Source organism: Streptomyces roseicoloratus (assembly GCF_004117935.1).
GTDB classification, from domain to species: domain Bacteria; phylum Actinomycetota; class Actinomycetes; order Streptomycetales; family Streptomycetaceae; genus Streptomyces; species Streptomyces roseicoloratus.
In genome coordinates this window covers 36,843-55,845 of the sequence record NZ_SDOY01000057.1, presented here as the reverse complement: position 1 = coordinate 55,845, position 19,003 = coordinate 36,843, and the positions used below count along the sequence as shown (strand labels likewise).

At 72.0% G+C, this 19,003-nt stretch carries 19 protein-coding genes; 9 read left to right on the top strand and 10 right to left on the bottom strand.

The features are described from left to right. Positions 1-55 precede the first annotated feature (55 nt). Positions 56-745 carry a FadR/GntR family transcriptional regulator gene (locus ESG85_RS04630; RefSeq protein ID WP_128976722.1) on the top strand — a complete coding sequence of 230 codons (690 nt, stop codon included), beginning with the start codon at positions 56-58 and terminating at the stop codon, positions 743-745. On the opposite strand, the gene ESG85_RS04625 is transcribed toward ESG85_RS04630, so the two are convergent. The 3 genes from ESG85_RS04625 to fabG all read right to left on the bottom strand — a co-directional run bounded on the left by ESG85_RS04625 (position 714) and on the right by fabG (position 2,890). Then, complete coding sequence (locus tag ESG85_RS04625; RefSeq protein WP_128976721.1) at positions 714-1,109, bottom strand: hypothetical protein; 396 nt, start codon at positions 1,107-1,109, stop codon at positions 714-716. The genes ESG85_RS04630 and ESG85_RS04625 overlap by 32 nt on opposite strands. Before the next feature lie 283 nt (positions 1,110-1,392). Then, complete coding sequence (gene fabI / locus ESG85_RS04620) at positions 1,393-2,169, bottom strand: enoyl-ACP reductase FabI (RefSeq protein ID WP_128976720.1); 777 nt, start codon at positions 2,167-2,169, stop codon at positions 1,393-1,395. Positions 2,170-2,173: 4 nt separating this feature from the next. After that, on the bottom strand, positions 2,174-2,890 hold the full coding sequence (gene fabG, locus ESG85_RS04615) for a 3-oxoacyl-[acyl-carrier-protein] reductase (protein WP_128976719.1): 717 nt from the start codon (positions 2,888-2,890) through the stop codon (positions 2,174-2,176). Between the two features lie 185 nt (positions 2,891-3,075). Here fabG and ESG85_RS04610 point away from each other — a divergent pair, with 185 nt between their 5' ends. The 3 genes from ESG85_RS04610 (at position 3,076) to tyrS (ending at position 7,457) form a co-directional block, all read left to right on the top strand. Further along, positions 3,076-4,608: a TldD/PmbA family protein gene (locus ESG85_RS04610; protein WP_246094805.1), complete on the top strand. Its 1,533-nt coding sequence runs from the start codon at positions 3,076-3,078 to the stop codon at positions 4,606-4,608. Next, entirely contained in the window at positions 4,605-5,996 is a 1,392-nt protein-coding gene (locus tag ESG85_RS04605) for a metallopeptidase TldD-related protein (protein ID WP_128976717.1), read from the top strand. The genes ESG85_RS04610 and ESG85_RS04605 overlap by 4 nt, the downstream gene beginning before the upstream one ends. A 192-nt stretch (positions 5,997-6,188) precedes the next feature. Next, positions 6,189-7,457, top strand: a complete 1,269-nt coding sequence (gene tyrS / locus ESG85_RS04600) for a tyrosine--tRNA ligase (protein ID WP_128976716.1) — start codon at positions 6,189-6,191, stop codon at positions 7,455-7,457. A 154-nt stretch (positions 7,458-7,611) separates the two neighbouring features. Here the strand turns inward: tyrS and ESG85_RS04595 are convergent, their stop codons facing one another. Beyond that, positions 7,612-7,887, bottom strand: a complete 276-nt coding sequence (locus ESG85_RS04595; protein WP_128976715.1) for a GlsB/YeaQ/YmgE family stress response membrane protein — start codon at positions 7,885-7,887, stop codon at positions 7,612-7,614. A 167-nt stretch (positions 7,888-8,054) separates the two neighbouring features. Here ESG85_RS04595 and ESG85_RS04590 point away from each other — a divergent pair, with 167 nt between their 5' ends. Beyond that, positions 8,055-8,480: a DUF3099 domain-containing protein gene (locus ESG85_RS04590; protein WP_128976714.1), complete on the top strand. Its 426-nt coding sequence runs from the start codon at positions 8,055-8,057 to the stop codon at positions 8,478-8,480. Positions 8,481-8,675: 195 nt separating this feature from the next. Then, complete coding sequence (locus ESG85_RS04585) at positions 8,676-8,897, top strand: hypothetical protein (protein WP_374050347.1); 222 nt, start codon at positions 8,676-8,678, stop codon at positions 8,895-8,897. On the opposite strand, the gene moaA is transcribed toward ESG85_RS04585, so the two are convergent. The 3 genes from moaA to ESG85_RS04570 form a co-directional block, all read right to left on the bottom strand. Further along, positions 8,880-9,869, bottom strand: coding sequence for a GTP 3',8-cyclase MoaA (gene moaA / locus ESG85_RS04580; RefSeq protein WP_128976712.1), 990 nt, complete (start codon positions 9,867-9,869; stop codon positions 8,880-8,882). The two genes, ESG85_RS04585 and moaA, sit on opposite strands and share 18 nt — an antisense overlap. A gap of 206 nt (positions 9,870-10,075) precedes the next feature. Then, a complete protein-coding gene (locus ESG85_RS04575) occupies positions 10,076-11,716 on the bottom strand; it encodes a solute symporter family protein (RefSeq protein WP_128976711.1) in 1,641 nt (546 codons plus the stop codon). Then, on the bottom strand, positions 11,713-12,087 hold the full coding sequence (locus tag ESG85_RS04570; RefSeq protein ID WP_181018962.1) for a DUF485 domain-containing protein: 375 nt from the start codon (positions 12,085-12,087) through the stop codon (positions 11,713-11,715). The genes ESG85_RS04575 and ESG85_RS04570 overlap by 4 nt, the downstream gene beginning before the upstream one ends. Before the next feature lie 272 nt (positions 12,088-12,359). Between ESG85_RS04570 and ESG85_RS04565 the strand changes: the two genes are divergently transcribed. Beyond that, positions 12,360-13,901 carry a S8 family peptidase gene (locus ESG85_RS04565; RefSeq protein WP_128976709.1) on the top strand — a complete coding sequence of 514 codons (1,542 nt, stop codon included), beginning with the start codon at positions 12,360-12,362 and terminating at the stop codon, positions 13,899-13,901. 99 nt (positions 13,902-14,000) lie between these two features. Further along, on the top strand, positions 14,001-15,302 hold the full coding sequence (locus ESG85_RS04560; protein WP_128976708.1) for a CoA transferase: 1,302 nt from the start codon (positions 14,001-14,003) through the stop codon (positions 15,300-15,302). Here the strand turns inward: ESG85_RS04560 and ESG85_RS04555 are convergent. The 3 genes from ESG85_RS04555 to ESG85_RS36860 all read right to left on the bottom strand — a co-directional run bounded on the left by ESG85_RS04555 (position 15,292) and on the right by ESG85_RS36860 (position 17,678). After that, positions 15,292-16,335 (bottom strand): zinc-dependent alcohol dehydrogenase family protein, encoded by a 1,044-nt coding sequence (locus tag ESG85_RS04555; protein ID WP_128976707.1) that lies wholly within the window; start codon positions 16,333-16,335, stop codon positions 15,292-15,294. The genes ESG85_RS04560 and ESG85_RS04555 overlap by 11 nt on opposite strands. A gap of 125 nt (positions 16,336-16,460) precedes the next feature. Further along, the gene (locus ESG85_RS04550; RefSeq protein ID WP_128976706.1) at positions 16,461-17,174 is read right to left on the bottom strand and encodes a VIT1/CCC1 transporter family protein; all 714 of its coding nucleotides are present in this window, start codon (positions 17,172-17,174) and stop codon (positions 16,461-16,463) included. 24 nt (positions 17,175-17,198) lie between these two features. Next, the gene (locus ESG85_RS36860) at positions 17,199-17,678 is read right to left on the bottom strand and encodes a hypothetical protein (protein WP_425471153.1); all 480 of its coding nucleotides are present in this window, start codon (positions 17,676-17,678) and stop codon (positions 17,199-17,201) included. Between the two features lie 280 nt (positions 17,679-17,958). Here ESG85_RS36860 and ESG85_RS04535 point away from each other — a divergent pair, with 280 nt between their 5' ends. After that, a complete protein-coding gene (locus ESG85_RS04535) occupies positions 17,959-18,933 on the top strand; it encodes a DEDDh family exonuclease (protein ID WP_128976705.1) in 975 nt (324 codons plus the stop codon). Positions 18,934-19,003 lie beyond the last annotated feature (70 nt).

Below are 19,003 nucleotides of genomic sequence, written 5' to 3'. Positions count from 1 at the left end.
CATAGAATCATGGGATGATTGGTTGTCCAATCTCGAACGAATGGGAAGGTGCAGCATGGCCCTCGGCCATCCCCGGCGCAGCGGGCTCTCCGACCAGGTGATCACGCAGTTGCGGAACCAGATCACCTCGGGCGAGTGGCCGGTCGGCACCCGGATCCCGACCGAGCCCGAGCTGGTGGAGCAGCTCGGGGTGGCCCGTAACACCGTCCGCGAGGCGGTGCGCGCGCTCGCCCACAACGGGCTGCTGGACATCCGGCAGGGCTCGGGCACCTATGTGGTGGCGACCAGCGAGCTGGCCGGGGTGATGCACCGCAGGTTCGCCGGCTCCGACCCGAGGGACGTGGCCGAGCTGCGCTCCACGCTGGAGTCCTCGGCCGCCCGGCTGGCCGCGCGGCGCCGCACCGACCGGGACCTGAAGCAGCTGGACGCGCTGCTGCTGCGCCGTGAGGAGGCGTGGGGCGGCGGGGACGCGGAGGAGTTCGTGACGGCGGACGCGGCGTTCCACCACGCCGTCGTGGTGGCCTCGCACAACGAGGTGCTGACGGAGATCTACGCGGACCTGGGGCACGTGCTGCGCGAGTGGCTGCGTGGCGACGTGGGGCGGGAGCTGCGGCCGGAGAACCACATGGACCACGCGCGCCTGGTGGAGGCGATCCGCGAGGGCGACGCCGAGCGCGCGGCGGCGGAGGCGGCGAGCTACCCGTTCCTGTGCCTCAGGAACCCGGAGCCGCCGGTTCGTGGGTGACCCAGGCCGAGCGGACCTCCTTCCAGCAGCGGCCGGTGACCTGGGCGTAGTCGGCGGGGCCGACCTCGACGGGAGCGCTGTCGGTGTCCACGTCCCACCAGCGGTCGCACTCCACGTGGAGCCGGACCCGGTCGGTGCGCGGATAGGGGTTCCGGCAGTGGGCCGTGACGGTGGAGCCCTGCACGAGGGTGCGACACGAGGCGCCGAAGTCCTCGTCCCCGGCGGCCGCCGGCGCGGTGGCGGGGACGTCCTCCGTGGGAGCGGGTGCGGCGCGGACCTCGGCGGCGACGCCGAGCCCGGTGAGGCCGGCGAGGAGCGCGGCGGCCGAGGCGACCGCGGCGAACGTGTGGTGCTGCGCGCACATGCCCGCACCTCCTCCCCGTCAGTAGCCGAAGTAGCCGGACATCGCGCCCCGAGCGTCCCCGAGCTCCGCTCTTCGGGCTCACGCCCTGGGCCACACGCTCCGGCACGTTCCGAGCGTCACGCCCACGACCAGTCTGATGCGATTCGCCGGACTTTTCGACTCGAGGCGCGGGAAGCCCGTACGAAGCCACGAAACGCCACGGGAAAAGCCACGAGGGCCGTGCGTCCGCTCCCCGGGGGAGCGGACGCACGGCCCTCGCAAGCCGTACCGGGACCGGCCGCCGTCAGGCGCCGATCGCGTGCAGACCGCCGTCCACGTGGACGATCTCGCCGGTCGTCTTCGGGAACCAGTCGGAGAGCAGGGCGACGATCGCGCGGCCCGCGGGCTCCGGGTCGGACAGGTCCCAGGCCAGCGGGGAACGGCTGTCCCAGACGGAGGCCAGGTCCGAGAAGCCCGGGATGGACTTCGCGGCCATGGAGCCGAGCGGACCGGCCGAGACCAGGTTGCAGCGGATGTCCTGCTTGCCCAGGTCACGCGCCATGTAGCGGCTGGTGGCCTCCAGCGCGGCCTTGGCCGGGCCCATCCAGTCGTACTGCGGCCAGGCGAACTTGGCGTCGAAGGTGAGGCCGACGACCGAGCCGCCCTCGCTCATCAGCGGCAGCAGCGCCATCGTCAGGGACTTCAGGGAGAAGGCCGAGACGTGCATGGCGGTGGCCACGGACTCGAACGGCGTGTTCAGGAAGTTGCCGCCGAGCGCGTCCTGCGGCGCGAAGCCGATGGAGTGCACGATGCCGTCGAGGCGGTCGCCGAGGTGCTCGCGGACCTGGCCCTCCAGGCGGGCGAGGTGCTCGTCGTTGGAGACGTCGAGCTCCAGGACCTTGACCTTGTCGGGCTGGGGCAGCTTCTTGGCGATGCGCTCGGTCAGCGTCGGCCGCGGCCACGCGGTGAGGATGATCTCCGCGCCCTGCTCCTGAGCCAGCTTGGCGGCGTGGAAGGCGATGGAGGACTCCATCAGCACACCGGTGATCAGGATGCGCTTGCCCTCGAGAATTCCGCTCATGTGATCAGTGACCCATGCCCAATCCGCCGTCAACCGGGATGACAGCTCCAGTGATGTACGAGGCGTCGTCCGAGGCGAGGAACTTCACCGCGGCGGCGATCTCCCCCGGCTGCGCGTAACGGCCCAGTGGGACCTGGGAGACGATGCCGGCGCGCTGCTCGTCGGTGAGCACCGCGGTCATGTCGGTGTCGACGAAACCGGGCGCGACGACGTTGAAGGTGATGTTGCGCGAGCCGAGCTCCCGGGCGAGGGACCGCGCGAAACCGACCAGACCGGCCTTGGAGGCGGCGTAGTTCGCCTGACCCGCCGAGCCGAGCAGGCCGACGACGGAGGAGATCAGCACGACGCGGCCCTTCTTGGCGCGCAGCATGCCGCGGTTGGCGCGCTTGACGACCCGGAAGGTGCCGGTGAGGTTGGTGTCGAGGACGGACGTGAAGTCCTCCTCGGACATGCGCATGAGGAGCTGGTCCTTGGTCACGCCGGCGTTGGCCACGAGGACCTCGACCGGGCCGTGCTTCTCCTCGATCTCCTTGTAGGCCTGCTCCACCTGCTCGGAGTCGGTGATGTCGCACTTGACGGCGAGGAAACCGTGCTTCCCGAGCTCCGCCGGGTCGCCCGAGCGGTACGTGATCGCGACCTTGTCGCCGGCCTCGACGAACGCGCGGGCGATGGCGAGGCCGATGCCCCGGTTTCCTCCGGTGACGAGAACCGAGCGGCTCAACGGATCACCCTTTCCATAGCGGTCTGGTACATCGAAAACCTATCGGTCCCTTCCGCGATACGGAGAATCGGGCCCTGACAGTGGCTCCCTGGTGTCGCTGTCGGGTCCCTACAGAAAGGTCTGGGCATCACGCCCGAAAGCACGACATGATCGGAGCGACCGGTCTCACACGACAGGAGACAGCTGTGCAATCTGGGACCCATTCCCTCGACGAAGCCTTCACCGCGCTTCCGTTGCGGGCGCTTGCCGACGCGGCGCTCGCGCGGGCCCGGGCGCTCGGCGCCGAGCACGCCGACTTCCGCCTGGAGCGGGTGCGCAGTGCCGCGTGGCGGCTGCGGGACGCCAGGCCCTCGGGCTCGTCGGACACCACGGACCTCGGCTACGCGGTGCGGGTGGTGCACGGCGGGGCGTGGGGCTTCGCTTCCGGCGTGGACCTGACCATGGACGCGGCCGCGCGGGTCGCCTCGCAGGCCGTGGCCATGGCGAAGCTGTCGGCGAAGGTGATCGCGGCGGCCGGGTCCGACGAGCGGGTGGAGCTGGCCGACGAGCCGGTGCACGCGGACAAGGTGTGGATCTCCTCGTACGAGATCGACCCGTTCACCGTCTCCGCCGAGGAGAAGAGCGGGCTGCTCGCCGAGTGGAGCTCCCGGCTGCTGCGCGCGGACGGCGTGGCGCACGTGGACGCCTCGCTGCTGACCGTCTTCGAGAACAAGTTCTACGCGGACACGGCGGGCACCGTCACCACCCAGCAGCGGGTCCGGCTGCACCCGGAGCTCACGGCGGTCGCCGTGGACGCGGCCAGCGGCGAGTTCGACTCGATGCGGACGATCGCGCCGCCGGCCGGCCGGGGCTGGGAGTACCTGACGGGAACCGGCTGGGACTGGGACAAGGAGCTGGACGAGATCCCGGAGCTGCTCGCCGAGAAGATGCGGGCGCCGAGCGTCGAGGCCGGCCGCTACGACCTGGTCGTGGACCCGTCCAACCTGTGGCTGACCATCCACGAGTCGATCGGTCACGCCACCGAGCTGGACCGGGCGCTCGGCTACGAGGCGGCGTACGCGGGCACCTCCTTCGCGACCTTCGACCAGCTGGGCAAGCTGGCGTACGGCTCCTCGGTGATGAACGTGACCGGTGACCGGACCGCCGAGCACGGGCTCGCGACCATCGGCTACGACGACGAGGGCGTCGAGGCGCAGTCCTGGGACCTGGTCAAGGACGGCACGCTCGTCGGCTACCAGCTGGACCGCCGGATCGCGAAGCTGACCGGCCTCGGCCGCTCCAACGGCTGCGCCTTCGCCGACTCGCCCGGCCATGTGCCGGTGCAGCGGATGGCGAACGTGTCGCTCCAGCCGGACCCGGGCGGTCTGTCGACGGAGGACCTGATCGGCGGCGTGGAGCGCGGCATCTACGTGGTCGGCGACCGTTCCTGGTCGATCGACATGCAGCGCTACAACTTCCAGTTCACCGGGCAGCGCTTCTTCCGCATCGAGAACGGCCGGCTCGCGGGCCAGCTGCGGGACGTCGCGTACCAGGCGACGACCACCGACTTCTGGGGCTCCATGGAGCAGGTCGGCGGCCCCCAGACGTACGTCCTCGGCGGCGCCTTCAACTGCGGCAAGGCCCAGCCGGGCCAGGTCGCCGCGGTCTCCCACGGCTGCCCGTCCGCCCTGTTCCGGGGTGTCAACATTCTGAACACGACGCAGGAGGCCGGTCGATGAGCCGCGTCAGCAAGCCGTACGAGATCGTCGAGCGGGCGCTGGAGCTGTCCCGTGCGGACGGGTGTGTCGTCATCTCCGACGAGGAGTCCTCGGCGAACCTGCGCTGGGCCGGGAACGCGCTCACCACCAACGGTGTCACCCGGGGCCGCACCCTGACCGTGATCGCCACCGTGGACGGCGGCAAGGGCACCGCGTCCGGCGTGGTGTCGCGTTCGGCGGTGACCGCCGACGACCTGGAGCCGCTGGTACGGGCCGCCGAGGCGGCCGCGCGGGCGGCCGGTCCCGCCGAGGACGCGCAGCCGCTGGTCGAGGGCGTGCCCGCGTCGGCGGACTTCACCGACGACCCGGCCGAGACCGGCTCGGCCGTCTTCGACGCCTTCGCGCCGGCGCTGGGCGAGGCCTTCGCCCGTGCCCGGGCCGGCGGCCGGGAGCTGTACGGCTTCGCGTACCACGAGCTGACCTCCACCTACGTGGGCACCTCCGCCGGCCTGCGGCTGCGCCACGACCAGCCGAACGGCACCCTGGAGCTCAACGCCAAGTCGCCGGACCGCACCCGCTCCGCGTGGGCGGGGCGCGCGACCCGGGACTTCTCGGACGTCGACCCGGCCGCGCTCGACGCCGAGCTCGCCACCCGGCTCGGCTGGGCGGAGCGGCGGATCGACCTGCCGGCCGGGCGGTACGAGACGCTGCTGCCGCCGACCGCCGTGGCCGACCTGATGATCTACCAGTTGTGGTCCTCGGCGGCCCGGGACGCGGTGGAGGGCCGTACGGTCTTCTCCAAGCCCGGCGGCGGCACCCGGATCGGCGAGACGCTGTCGCCGCTGCCGCTGACCCTGCGCAGCGACCCGCACGAGCCGGGCCTGGAGTCGGCGCCGTTCGTGATCTCCCACGCCTCGGGCGACGACTCGTCCGTCTTCGACAACGGTCTCCCGGTCCCCGGCGTGGACTGGGTACGGGACGGGAAGCTGCACCGGCTGCTCACCACCCGGCACACCGCGGAGCTGACGAAGCTGCCGATGGCGCCCACGGCCGGGAACCTGATCCTGGACGGCGGCGGCGAGCGGTCCCTGGAGGAGATGGTCGCCGCGACCGAGCGCGGTCTGCTGCTGACCTGTCTCTGGTACATCCGCGAGGTCGACCCGGCGACGCTGCTGCTCACCGGCCTCACCCGGGACGGCGTCTACCTGGTCGAGAACGGCGAGGTGGTCGGCGAGGTCAACAACTTCCGGTTCAACGAGTCGCCGGTCGACCTGCTGTCGCGGGCCACCGAGGCGGGCCGGACGGAGAAGACCCTGCCGCGTGAGTGGAGCGACTGGTTCACCCGGGCGGCGATGCCCGCGCTGCGGGTGCCGGACTTCAACATGAGCTCGGTCAGCAAGGGCGTCTGACCCGGCCCGGCCGGCCCCAGGACCCGTCCCGGGGCCGGCCGGCTGATCACGAACCGGCGATGAGCGGCCGGTCAGCGCCTGGCCAGGGCGTGTGCCGAAAGTCCTGTCTGCCCTTCGGACAGACGACGCTCCTTCCGACACACGCCCTAGACTGACCGGTGAGATTCCCACAGGCATGAGGAGACGGACGACGTGACCGACATCGTCGACGAGCTGAAGTGGCGCGGGCTGTTCGCCCAGTCCACGGACGAAGAGGCCCTGCGCAAGGCGCTCGCGGACGGTCCCGTCACGTTCTATTGCGGCTTCGACCCGACCGCGGCCAGTCTCCACGTCGGCCACCTGGTCCAGGTGCTCACCGTCCGCCGGCTCCAGCAGGCCGGGCACCGGCCGCTGGCGCTGGTCGGCGGGGCCACCGGCCAGATCGGCGACCCGCGGCCGACCGCCGAGCGCACCCTGAACGACCCGGAGACGGTCGCGAACTGGGTGACCCGGCTGCGTTCGCAGATCGAGCCGTTCCTGTCCTTCGAGGGCGAGAACGCCGCGATCATGGTGAACAACCTGGACTGGACCGCCGGGATGTCGGCGATCGAGTTCCTGCGGGACATCGGCAAGCACTTCCGGGTCAACAAGATGCTGACCAAGGACTCCGTCGCCCGCCGGCTGGAGTCCGAACAGGGCATCAGCTACACCGAGTTCAGCTACCAGCTGCTCCAGGGCATGGACTTCCTGGAGCTGTACCGGCGCTACGGCTGCACGCTGCAGCAGGGCGGCTCCGACCAGTGGGGCAACCTGGTGGCGGGGCTCGACCTGATCCACAAGCTGGAGCCGGAGGCGCACGTCCACGCGCTGGCGACGCCGCTGATGGTGAAGGCCGACGGCACCAAGTTCGGCAAGACCGAGGGCGGCGCCGTCTGGCTGGACCCGGAGATGACGACGCCGTACGCGTTCTACCAGTTCTGGCTGAACGTGGACGACCGTGACATCTCCACGTACATGCGGATCCTCTCCTTCAAGTCCCGCGAGGAGCTGGAGGAGCTGGAGAAGCAGACGGCGGAGCGGCCGCAGGCCCGGGCGGCCCAGCGGGCGCTCGCCGAGGAGCTCACCACCCTGGTGCACGGCGCGGACCAGTGCCGGGCCGTGATCGGCGCCTCCAGGGCGCTGTTCGGCCAGGGCGAGCTCGCCGAGCTCGACGAGGCGACGCTGACCGCGGCGCTCTCCGAGCTGCCGCACGCGCGCGTGACGGAGCCGGGGCAGGTCGTGGACCTGTTCGCCGAGGTCGGCCTGGTCGCGAGCAAGTCGGCGGCGCGCCGCACCGTGAAGGAGGGCGGCGCCTACGTGAACAACGTCAAGGTGACCGCCGAGGACGCCGAGGTGTCGGCGGACGACCTGCTGCACGGGCGCTGGCTGGTGCTGCGCCGCGGCAAGAAGAACCTGGCGGCCATCGAGGTCGCCGCCGGCTGATCCCGGCCCGGCCCGGAGACGGACAGGCCGGAGACGGACAGGCCGGAGACGGACAGGCCGGAGACGGACAGGCCGGAGGCCCGGTACGGCGCGCTGTGCGCCGTACCGGGCCTCCGGTGCGTCCGCTCCGTGAGGGCGGTGTCCAGGGATGGGGCTACGCCCGCTGTTTGTTGCCCCTGATCGACGTCCACAGCATGTCGCCGACGCCGACGACGGCGACCGCACCGATGAGCTGGAAAAGGTGACGGGTCCAGTCGATGCCCTTGGTGTCGTTGACCCCGATCCACGTCGCCACCGCGTTCCCGAGCACGCTGCCCAGAATGCCGAACACGGTCGTCAGCCAGAGCGGGATCTGCTGCTTGCCCGGCAGGATCGCCTTCGCGATCAGGCCGAGGACGAAGCCCACAATGATCGCCCACAACCAACCCATCGTCGCCTCCTCGTGCGGTGTGTGCCCAGTCTCGGTCTCTCGGCCATACGGCGCATGTCGGACGGAGCCATACGTGCCCCGGTCTCTTCCGGGCGGGGCGGCGGGCGTACGGTGGAAGGAGGTCCGGACCGGGGAGGGTCCGGCGCGGCAGCGGGTGGTGGAATGTGATGCGGAAGCGTGGCGGAACCGAGGTCTTCCGGATCACCGGTGCCCGGCAGGGCCTCGCCGACGACGTGCGGGGCCGGCAGCGTCGTTACGTCGTCTCGATGTCGATCCGCACCGTGTCCGTGATCGCCGCGGCCTCGCTGTGGAACGTGGAGCGGCACGTCGCGATCGTGGCGCTGGTGCTCGGGGCGGTGCTCCCCTACATCGCCGTGGTGATCGCGAACGCCGGCCGGGAAAGCGCGCCGTCGCTCCCGTCGACCTTCGTCAGCACGCCGGTGGTGCCCGCGCTCGGCCCCGGTGAGCAGGACGGACGGGCCGCGGAGACCGGAGACGAGGCGAATGCGCGGGCGAATACGACCGGGGAAACGGAAGCGGGAGCGGAATCGCGGACGGAAAGTCCCCACCGCCACGCCCATCACGCACGGTGAGGCAATAGCCAGCGGAATGCTCAGGAAAAGCTCAGATCAATCATGAAGTTCCGCTGCGCCGCACCCCTTTCCCCGTGACATACTGCCTACGCGCTCCGCATCCCCCGTCGGAGCGACGGACCGATGCCGGGCAGCTCCCCCCGTGGCTGCTCGGCATCGCCCTTGCTGGACAATGATCAGGTGATTCTGGGTCCAGTGAGCGAAGAGAAGCCGATCTGTTCCGCGAAGGGCTGCCGGGCGGACGCCGTCTGGGTCCTCGCCTGGAACAACCCCAAGCTGCACACGCCGGAGCGGCGCAAGACCTGGCTCGCGTGCGAGGAGCACCGCGAGCACCTGTCGGGGTTCCTGGACGTACGGGGCTTCCTGAAGGACGTCGTCCCGCTCGCCGACTGGGACGATTCAGCCGCCGATCGCTGACATCGGGCGGTCGGGCTGGAGGAAGCTCGGGTCGTCCAGGCCCGAGCCGGCCTTCTTGCCCCACATGGCCTTCCGCCAGATCTCGGCGATCACCGCGTCCGGCGCGTCCGAGCGCAGCGCCGCCCGCAGGTCCGTCTCCTCGGTGGCGAACAGGCAGGTGCGCACCTGGCCGTCGGCGGTGAGCCGGGTCCGGTCGCAGGCCCGGCAGAACGGGCGGGTGACGGAGGCGATCACGCCGACGGTGTGCGGGCCGCCGTCGACCACCCAGCGCTCGGCGGGCGCGGAGCCGCGCTCGTCGGAGCCCTCGGGGGTCAGCTCGAAGCGGGTGCGCAGCGACTCCAGGATGTCGCCGGCGGTGATCATCCCGTCGCGCTTCCAGCCGTGCTGGGCGTCCAGCGGCATCTGCTCGATGAAGCGGAGCTCGTAGTCCTGCTCGATCGCCCAGGCGAGGAGGTCGGGCGCCTCGTCGTCGTTGAGCCCGGGCATGAGGACCGCGTTGACCTTGACCGGGGTGAGGCCGGCGTCGCGGGCGGCGGCCATGCCGTCGATCACGTCGTGGTGGCGGTCGCGCCGGGTGAGGGCCTTGAAGACCTCCGGGCGCAGGGTGTCGAGGGAGACGTTGACCCGGTCGAGGCCGGCCGCCTTGAGGGCGGCGGCGGTGCGCTTGAGCCCGATGCCGTTGGTGGTCAGGGACATCCGGGGGCGGGACTCCAGGGCGGCGCAGCGCTCGACGATGCCGACGAGACCGGGGCGGAGCAGCGGCTCGCCGCCGGTGAAGCGGACCTCGGTGACGCCGAGGTCGGTGACGGCGATGCGGATCAGGCGGACGATCTCGTCGTCGGTGAGCAGGTCGGGCTTGGCCAGCCACTGCAGGCCCTCTTCCGGCATGCAGTACGTGCAGCGCAGATTGCACCGGTCGGTGAGGGAAACGCGCAGGTCGGTGGCGACTCGGCCGTAGGTGTCGATGAGCACGGGGCCCCTCCCCCTTCTCTTCCGGTGACTTCCGGAGAACTGCCGGCGGGATCCCGGTTCCGCCGGTCGGCGTTCCGGTTCGCTTCTCGTTCGAGCCTACGTGACGCCGGTGACAGCGGGCACGGGCCGATTGTCACGAGGACCGGGACGGCCGCGTCGTAGAACTCTACGACGCGGCCGCCGGACGGAAGCGGAACGTATACGACTCAGTGCGCTCCGACGCCGGTGAGGGACTTGACCTCGAGTTCCGCGTACTTGCCCTTGTCGGGCTCCTCCCTGGAGAGGACGGAGCCGAGCCAGCCGAGCAGGAAGCCGAGCGGGATGGAGACCAGGCCCGGGTTCTCCAGCGGGAACCAGTAGAAGTCCACCGACTTGAACATCGACGTGGGCTTGCCGGAGACGACCGGCGAGAAGAGCACGAGGACGACGGCGGAGATCAGACCGCCGTAGATCGACCACAGCGCGCCCTGGGTGGTGAACCGCTTCCAGAAGAGGCTGTAGAGGATCGTCGGCAGGTTGGCGGAGGCGGCGACGGCGAAGGCCAGCGCGACCAGGCCGGCGACGTTGAGGTCACGGGCGAGCGCGCCGAGCCCGATGGAGACGATGCCGATGAGGACGGTGGCCCAGCGGGCGGCGCGCACCTCCTCCTTCTCGGTGGCCTTGCCGCGCCGGATGACGTTGGCGTAGATGTCGTGCGCGAACGACGAGGACGAGGCCAGGGTGAGGCCGGCGACGACGGCGAGGATGGTCGCGAAGGCGACGGCGGAGATGACGGCGAGCAGGATCGCACCGCCGGTCGAGCCGGCACCGCCGCCGATCTCCAGGGCGGCGAGCGGGGCCGCGGTGTTGCCGGCCTTGTTGGAGGCGATGATGTCGCTGTTCTTGAGCAGGGCGGCGGCGCCGAAGCCGAGGACGATCGTCATCAGGTAGAAGGCGCCGATGATGCCGATGGCCCAGTTGACGGACTTGCGGGCGGCCTTCGCGGTCGGCACCGTGTAGAAGCGGATGAGGATGTGCGGCAGGCCGGCCGTGCCGAGGACCAGCGCGATGCCGAGCGAGAGGAAGTCCAGCTTGGAGGTCGCGGAGACGCCGTACTTGAGGCCGGGCTCCAGGAAGGCGTCGCCCTTGCCGCTGTTGGTGGCGGCCGCGCCGAGCAGCTCCGAGACGTTGAAGTGGAACCTCCAGAGGATGAGGAAGGTGATCAGGAGCGTGCCGGCGATCAGCAGCACGGCCTTGACCATCTGCACCCAGGTGGTGCCCTTCATGCCGCCGATCGTCACGTACACGATCATCAGGACGCCGACGAGGGCGACGATGGCGATCTTGCCGCCGTCGCTGGTGATGCCGAGCAGCAGCGAGACCAGGACGCCGGCGCCGGCCATCTGGGCGAGCAGGTAGAAGATCGAGACGACGATGGTGGAGGTGCCGGCGGCGGTGCGGACGGGCCGCTGGCGCATCCGGTACGCGAGCACGTCGCCCATGGTGAACCGGCCGGAGTTGCGCAGCGGTTCGGCGACCAGGAGCAGGGCGACCAGCCAGGCGACGAGGAAGCCGATCGAGTAGAGGAAGCCGTCGTAGCCGAAGAGGGCGATGGCTCCGGCGATGCCGAGGAAGGACGCGGCGGACATGTAGTCGCCGGAGATCGCCAGGCCGTTCTGGAAGCCGGTGAACTGCCGCCCGCCGGCGTAGAAGTCGGCGGCGCTGCGGGTCTGCCGGCCGGCCCAGACGGTGATGACGAGGGTGGCGACGACGAAGGCCGCGAAGAGCGTGATGATCAGCGGGCGGTGCTCGCTGGTGGCGTTGCCCGCGGCGAGGGGCGCGGCCACGGTGTGGAGGGTGCTGCTCATGCGTCGGCCTCCATGCGGTGCTTGATGGCCTCGGCCTTCGGGTCGAGCCGGGCGGCGGCGTGGCGGGAGTAGAGCCAGGCGATGAGGAAGGTGGTGGCGAACTGGCCGAGGCCGAGGACCAGGGCCACGTTGACGTTGCCGAAGAGCTTGGTGCCCATGAAGCCGCCCGCGTAGTTCGAGAGCAGCACGTAGAGCAGGTACCAGGCGATGAAGGCGATGGTCAGCGGAAAGGCGAAGGAACGGTACGTACGGCGCAGTTCGCCGAATTCGGCGCTTTCCTGGACCTCGACGAACTGTTCCGTCGTGGGCGGGACGGGACCGGCCGGGGTCCCGGCTCCGTCTCTGGGCGGCGGCGGTGCTTCGGTAGCCACGGACTCTCCTCGTGACGCGGGGGCGGACGACTGGGTCATGGGGGCCTCACCAGGGGTGCGGGAACCGGAGCTCCGAACGGAGCTCCTCCCCTGCTCAACGGCACGGAGCGGATCGCGAAGCGGTTCACACGGGTGGTTCTCTCCCGCCCGATCTTCATGAAGTCTTCTCAACTCATTGATGGGCGGGGAAGATCGGCGATAGCTTCCTCGTCATGCACCTGCCCGGACGCAATCGGCGTCCGGGCAGTACATACGGATGATGTGGAGAACCCATGGCTCATCTGGGATCGAGGCGCGGCCGAGTACTCGCTCTGCCGGCCGGCCTCGCGCTCACGGCCTCGCTCGGCTTCCTGCCCGTCGGCACCGCGTCCGCCGCGGAGCTGAGCGACCTCCCGACGGCTGCCGTCGCCACGAACGGCCCGAAGCTGTCGTACGTCGTCAACATCGACAACCGGCCCTGGACGGGCGCGTCGGTGAAGAAGGCGATAGCCGCCGCCGGCGGCGAGGTGGTCGTGTCGTACGACCGGATCGGCGTGATCGTCGTCCACTCGCAGAACCCGGAGTTCGCGCAGGCGATCCGCACGGTGCGCGGTGTGGTGTCGGCCGGCGCGACCCGTACGGCGCCGCTGTCGGTCGCGACCGACACCGCCGTGGACGAGGGCGCTCAGGAGCTGACCGACGCCGAGGCGAAGGCCGCCGCGGCCGCCGCCACGGACGACCAGGACGCTCTGGAGCCCCTGCAGTGGGACCTGCCGGCGATCAAGGCCGACCAGGCCCACAAGAAGACCCTCGGCAGCAAGCGGGTCACCGTCGGCATCATCGACACCGGCGTCGACGACACCCACCCGGACCTGGCGCCGAACTTCGACGCCGCCGCCTCCGCCAACTGCGTGAGCGGCAAGGCCGACACGACGCCCGGCTCGTGGCGTCCCAACCCGGGCGAGAGCGACCACGGCACGCACGTCGCCGGCACCATCGGCGCCGCCAAGAACGGCATCGGCGTCACCGGTGTCGCGCCGGGCGTGAAGCTGGCCGGCATCAAGGTGTCCACGCCCGACGGCTTCTTCTACACGGAGGCCGTGGTCTGCGGCTTCATGTGGGCGGCCGAGAACGGCATCGACGTCACGAACAACAGCTACTACACCGACCCGTGGATGTTCGCCTGCAAGAACGACGAGGACCAGAAGGCCCTCGTCGAGGCGGTCACCCGCGCGACCCGGTACGCGGAGAAGAAGGGCACCGTCAACGTGGCGGCGGCCGGCAACTCCTCGTTCGACCTGGCGGCCGACTCGATCCTCGACGACAGCAGCCCGAACGACTCCACCCCGGGCGACCGCGAGATCGACCCGAAGGAGTGCTTGGACTACCCGGCGATGCTGCCGGGAGTCGTGACGGTCTCGGCGACCGGCGCCAAGGACCTGAAGGCGTCCTACTCCAACTACGGTGCCGGTGTCATCGACATCGCGGCGCCGGGCGGCGACCGCACCGAGTACCAGACCCCGGACGCGCCGGCGGTCAACGGCCGCATCCTGTCGACCACGGTCAACGGCGGCTACAACTACAAGGCCGGCACGTCGATGGCCTCGCCGCACGCGGCGGGCGTCCTCGCGCTGCTGAAGTCGACCCACCCGCACGCGAGCCCGGCGGCGCTGAAGGCGCTGCTGTACGCGCAGGCGGACCGGCACGCGTGCACCAACCCGTACGACATCAACGGTGACGGCACCGTCGACGCCGTGTGCGAGACGGCCGGGGCCAAGAAGAACGGCTTCTACGGGGCCGGCATCGTGGACGCGCTGGACGCGGTCCGCAAGTAACCGCGGTGCGGGTGACCACGGTCACCCGCAGCCGTGGGCGCATCACCGGTGGACGACCGCCCGTGGCACTGAGTGCCACGGGGGGTTCATAGTTCTCCCATGGACACCACGGTGCGTACGGGTACGAAGTTGTTGTGGTCGGCTCTCGGCGGCGATGCCGCCCTGCTCGACCGGGTGGACCACGGCGGGGTCTCCGGGCTGCTCCCGGCCCGCCTCCCGGTGATGGACCTGGCGCGGGCGACGGTCGCCGTGTGCTCGCTGGCCGCGGTGGAACGGGCCGGGCTGCCGGGCCGGGTCCGGGTGGACGACGGGGCGGTCGCCACCGCCTTCGTGAGCGAACGCCATCTGCGCGTGGACGGGCGGGTGCCGGTGTCCTTCGCGCCGCTCTCGCGCTTCTGGCGGGCTGCCGACGGCTGGGTCCGCACCCACGCCAACTATCCGCACCACCGGGCGGCGCTGCTGACCGCCCTGGGCACGGACGACTCCGTGGACGCGGTGGCGGCGGCGATCGCCGAGCGGAGGGCGGTCGAGGTCGAGACGGCCGTGTACGCGGCCGGGGGCCTGGCGGTGGCGCTGCGCACGCCCGAGGAGTGGGCGGCGCACGAGCAGGGCCGCGCGGTGGCGGCCCGTCCGCTGCTGACCCGGGAACGGCTCGACGAGGCCGCGCCGAGGCGGCGTTCCGGCGGGCCGCTGCGGGTGCTCGACCTGACGCGGGTCATCGCGGGCCCGGTGGCCACCCGGACGCTCGCGCTGCTGGGCGCGGACGTGCTGCGGATCGACCCGCCGGGCCGTCCCGAACTGCCGGACGCGCACGCGGACACCGACGTCGGGAAGCGGACGGCCGCCCTCGACCTGGACAGTCCGTCCGACCGGCGTGCCTTCGGCGAACTCCTCGACGCGGCCGACGTGCTGGTGACCGGCTACCGCCCGGGCGCGCTCGACCGGTTCGACCTGCACCGGCCCGGCCTGGTCGTCGCCCGGCTCTCGGCCTGGGGCGACTACGGGCCCTGGGGCGGGCGGCGCGGCTTCGACAGCCTCGTCCAGGTGGCGACGGGCATCGCGGCCGTGGAGGGCTCGGCGGACGGGCCGGGCGCGCTGCCGGCCCAGGCCCTGGACCACGGCACCGGCTATCTGCTCGCGGCGGCCGTGCTCCGCTCGCTGACCGAGCAGGACCGGGACGGCGGCACCCGGCTCGTCCGGCTGGCGCTGGCGCAGACCGGGCACTGGCTGGCGCACGGGCTGCCGCGGTACGAGCCGGAGGACCACCTCAGGGAGTCGGAGGGCCCGCTGGGCCGGCTGCGGTACGCGCTCTCGCCCGTGTCGTACGAGGGCGGCCCGGCGGGCTGGTCGCGCCCGCCGGGCGTGGCGGGGGTCGACGCGCCCGCCTGGCTCACGGCGTGACGAGGACCTTCAGGGCGGTGCGCTCGTCCATGGCCCGGTAGCCGTCGGGGACGTCTTCGAGGCCGACGGTGAGGTCGAACACCGGAGACGGGTCGATCGTGCCGTCCAGGACGTCCGGGAGCAGCTCGGGCAGGTAGGCGCGGACCGGGGCGACGCCGCCGCGCAGGGCGATGTTGCGGTCGAACATGACGGACAGGTCGAGTCCGGTGTGGCTGCCGTGCGGGACGCCGACGTGGCCGACGGAGCCGCCGTCGCGGGTGATGTTCACGGCGGTGCGCATGGACTGCTCGGTGCCGACGGCCTCGATCACGGCGTGGGCGCCCTGGCCGCCGGTGAGCTCGCGCACGGCGGCCTCGGCGGCCTCGCCGCGCTCGGCGACGACGTCGGTGGCGCCGAAGGCGCGGGCGATGTCGGTACGGGCGGTGTGCCGGCCGAGGGCGATGATCCGTTCGGCACCGAGCCGCCTGGCGGCGAGCACGCCGCACAGGCCGACGGCGCCGTCACCGACGACGGCGACGGTGGCGCCCTTGCGGACGCCGGCGCCGAGGGCGGCGTGGTGGCCGGTGCCCATGACGTCGGAGAGGGCGAGGAGCGCGGTGAGCAGGCGGTCGTCGGAGGCGGCGTCGGCGGGCAGCTTGACGAGGGTGCCGTCGGCGAAGGGGACCCGTACGGCCTCGCCCTGGCCGCCGTCGGAGCCGACGGAGCCCCAGAAGCCGCCGTTGGGACAGGAGGTCTGCAGGCCCTCGGCGCAGTAGTCGCAAGTGCCGTCGGACCAGACGAAGGGCGCGACGACGAGGTCGCCGCGGGCGACGTCACGCACCTCGGCGCCGGTCTCCTCCACGATCCCGAGGAACTCGTGCCCGATGCGCTGTCCGGGCCTGCGGGCGGACGCGCCGCGGTAGGCCCAGAGGTCGCTGCCGCAGATGCAGGCGCGGACCACGCGGACGAGGACGTCCGTGGCCTCCTGGATCACGGGGTCGGGCACGTCCTCCACGCGCATGTCGAAGGGGGCGTGGATGGTGGTGGCGCGCATGGGTCCTCGCTGCTTCCGCTGGTCGTACGACGGTCACCGTACATCGCGCGCGGTCCGGCCCTCCGCCGACACACGTCCGACGCGTGCCCTGGGTACATCGCTCGCGACGCTCGTGATCGATGCGCCTAGATCCCCGCCGCCCCCAGCAGCGACCCCGCGCCGTAGGTCACCGCCATCGCCAGGGCGCCGCCGCAGACGTTGCGGAGGACGGCGGGGACGGGCGGGGCGGCGCCGAGGCGGGCGGAGGACCAGCCGGTGAAGGTCAGGGCGGCCAGGACGGAGAGGACGGTGATCCAGAGGCGGTGGGCGGTCGGGGGCAGCACGATCGCCACGAGCGGGAGCAGGGCGCCGGCGGTGAAGGCGAGGAAGCTGGCGCCGGCGGCGTGCCAGGGGTTGGTGAGGTCGTCGGGGTCGATGCCGAGTTCGACGCGGGCGTGGGCGCGCAGGGCGTCGCGTTCGGTGAGCTGCTCGGCGGCCTCGCGGGCGACGTCCGGGGACAGGCCGCGACGGGCCAGGAGCGCGGTGAGTTCGGCGAGTTCGGCCTCGGGCTGCTCGCGCAGCTCGCGGCGTTCCTGGGCGAGCGCGGCCTTCTCGGAGTCGCGTTGGGTGGAGACGGAGACGTACTCCCCGGCGGCCATGGACATCGAGCCGGCGAGCAGCCCGGCGAGGCCCGCGGTGAGCAGCGCGGCCCGTGACCCGGTGGCGCCCGCGACGCCGACGACGAGACCCGCGGTGGAGACGACTCCGTCGTTGGCTCCGAGCACGGCGGCCCGGAGCCAGTTGAGCCGGGAGCCGAGGCCGCCGCCGTGGGCCTCGTCGTGTGGGGGCGCTTCAGTCACTCCTGGAGGGTCGCACCCGGTGCGTCACCGGACGCGGACCGACCCGCCCGGGGCGAAGGCGGGGCTGGTGGCGCCTTCGGGGGCCTTGCCCAGGGGCCGGGCGACCTCCTCGACGGACGGGCCGTGGACGGCCGCGAGACGGTCGAGGAGGTCGAGGTCGAGGTCGAGGTCGAAGCCGTCTGCCGGCACGTCGGCAACCGCGAGTCGCCGCTCGACGCGCTCGTCGCGCACACGGTCGCCGACCTCGGCACCCTCCGGCCGCGCGGCGCGGGCCCGGCCGAGCGGAACGCCTCGGTGGCCGTCCTGCCGCGCCGCGCGCGGCGCGAGCGCCCGCGCCTGGTCGCGATGGTCCATGAACGCGGCCTGACGGAGCACGTGTTCCTGCCCGCCCAGCGCGCCCTGGTCCACGAGGCCCACGCGGCCGGACTGCGCGGCGCCCGGGCCGCCGAGCCGGTCCGCGCGGTCCGGTTCCAGGTCGTCGGCCACGTCCTCGTCGAGCGCCACCGCGAGCGCTCCCCCGTCCGGCCGCCCGGCGGGACGGAGTTGTGGACGGCGGGACGGCCGGCGCCGGGGACGTGCCGGACCCGGACCCGGCCCGCGCGCTCGCCGCCGCCCCGGTCGACGCCGAGCACCTCTTCCGGGTGGCGGTGCGGGCACTGCTGACGGGCCTTCTGCGGAAGGCCCCGACGGAGGAGTCCGGGCGGATCCGGCCGTGGATCCGGACACCGGGAGCATCGAATCGGGACACCGGCGGCGGTGCTGTCGGTCCCGGGCCGTATTCTCATTGACCATGCTCGACGACCGTACGACAGCAGCGACGTGGCCGGCCGCGTACCCGCAGGGGTACGCGGTCGTCGACGTGGAGACCACCGGCCTCGCCCGCGACGACCGGATAGTGTCGGCTGCCGTCTACCGGCTGGACGCCCAGGGGAACGTGGAGGACCACTGGTACACCCTGGTCAACCCCGAGCGCGACCCCGGGCCGGTGTGGATCCACGGACTCACCAGCGACGTCCTCGAGGGCGCGCCGCTCTTCCCGGAGATCGCCGAGGAGTTCTCGGCGCGCCTGGAGGGCCGGGTGCTCGTCGCGCACAACGCGATGTTCGACTGGCAGATGATCGCCCGTGAGTACGCGCGGGCGGAGGGCGCCGCGCCCGTGCGGCAGCGGCTGTGCACCATCGCGCTGTCCAAGGAGCTGTCGCTGCCGCTGCCCAACCACAAGCTGGAGTCGCTCGCCGCGCACTTCGGCGTCGTGCAGCAGCGGGCGCACAACGCGCTGGACGACGCCCGGGTGCTCGCGGAGGCCTTCCGGCCGAGCCTGCACGCCGCCGCCGAGCGGAACGTGCGGCTGCCGCTGCTCGAGTGCCGGCCGCTGACCGAGTGGGCGCCCGCGCCGGAGCGGCCGCGGATCGGGTACCAGGCCTCCTACCGGGGCAACACCTGGCGGCCGTCGCGGAAGCGGCCGCCGTGCCCGTACCCGAACCCCGGACGGTACGAGTCGGACAAACCGCTCAAGCAGGGCATGCGGGTGGCGTTCTCCGGTGACACCTCGATCGACCGCGAACTCCTGGAGGACCGGGCGACCGAGGCGGGACTGCACGTGGCGAGCAGTGTGTCGCGGCTCACCAGCCTGCTGGTCACCAACGACCCGGACTCGGCCACCGGCAAGACCCTGAAGGCGAAGTCGTACGGCACGCCGGTCGTCGACGAGGCGGCCTTCACCCAGCTGCTGCGCGACGTGGCCCCGGCAGACGAATGACGACGGCAGACGAGTGACGGGCCGGCGCGGACCGGGCGCGCCGCCCGGCCTTCGCCCGCCCGCGGCGCCA

Coding starts and splice junctions, on each gene's coding strand:
- ESG85_RS04575 (WP_128976711.1), bottom strand. CDS start 11,716: ATGAGCAGCACCCTCCACACCGTGGCCGCGCCCCTCGCCGCGGGCAAC.
- ESG85_RS04595 (WP_128976715.1), bottom strand. CDS start 7,887: ATGGGTTGGTTGTGGGCGATCATTGTGGGCTTCGTCCTCGGCCTGATC.
- ESG85_RS04555 (WP_128976707.1), bottom strand. CDS start 16,335: ATGCGCGCCACCACCATCCACGCCCCCTTCGACATGCGCGTGGAGGAC.
- ESG85_RS04630 (WP_128976722.1), top strand. CDS start 56: ATGGCCCTCGGCCATCCCCGGCGCAGCGGGCTCTCCGACCAGGTGATC.
- fabI (WP_128976720.1), bottom strand. CDS start 2,169: ATGAGCGGAATTCTCGAGGGCAAGCGCATCCTGATCACCGGTGTGCTG.
- ESG85_RS04565 (WP_128976709.1), top strand. CDS start 12,360: ATGGCTCATCTGGGATCGAGGCGCGGCCGAGTACTCGCTCTGCCGGCC.
- ESG85_RS04625 (WP_128976721.1), bottom strand. CDS start 1,109: ATGTGCGCGCAGCACCACACGTTCGCCGCGGTCGCCTCGGCCGCCGCG.
- ESG85_RS04590 (WP_128976714.1), top strand. CDS start 8,055: ATGCGGAAGCGTGGCGGAACCGAGGTCTTCCGGATCACCGGTGCCCGG.
- ESG85_RS04560 (WP_128976708.1), top strand. CDS start 14,001: ATGGACACCACGGTGCGTACGGGTACGAAGTTGTTGTGGTCGGCTCTC.
- ESG85_RS04605 (WP_128976717.1), top strand. CDS start 4,605: ATGAGCCGCGTCAGCAAGCCGTACGAGATCGTCGAGCGGGCGCTGGAG.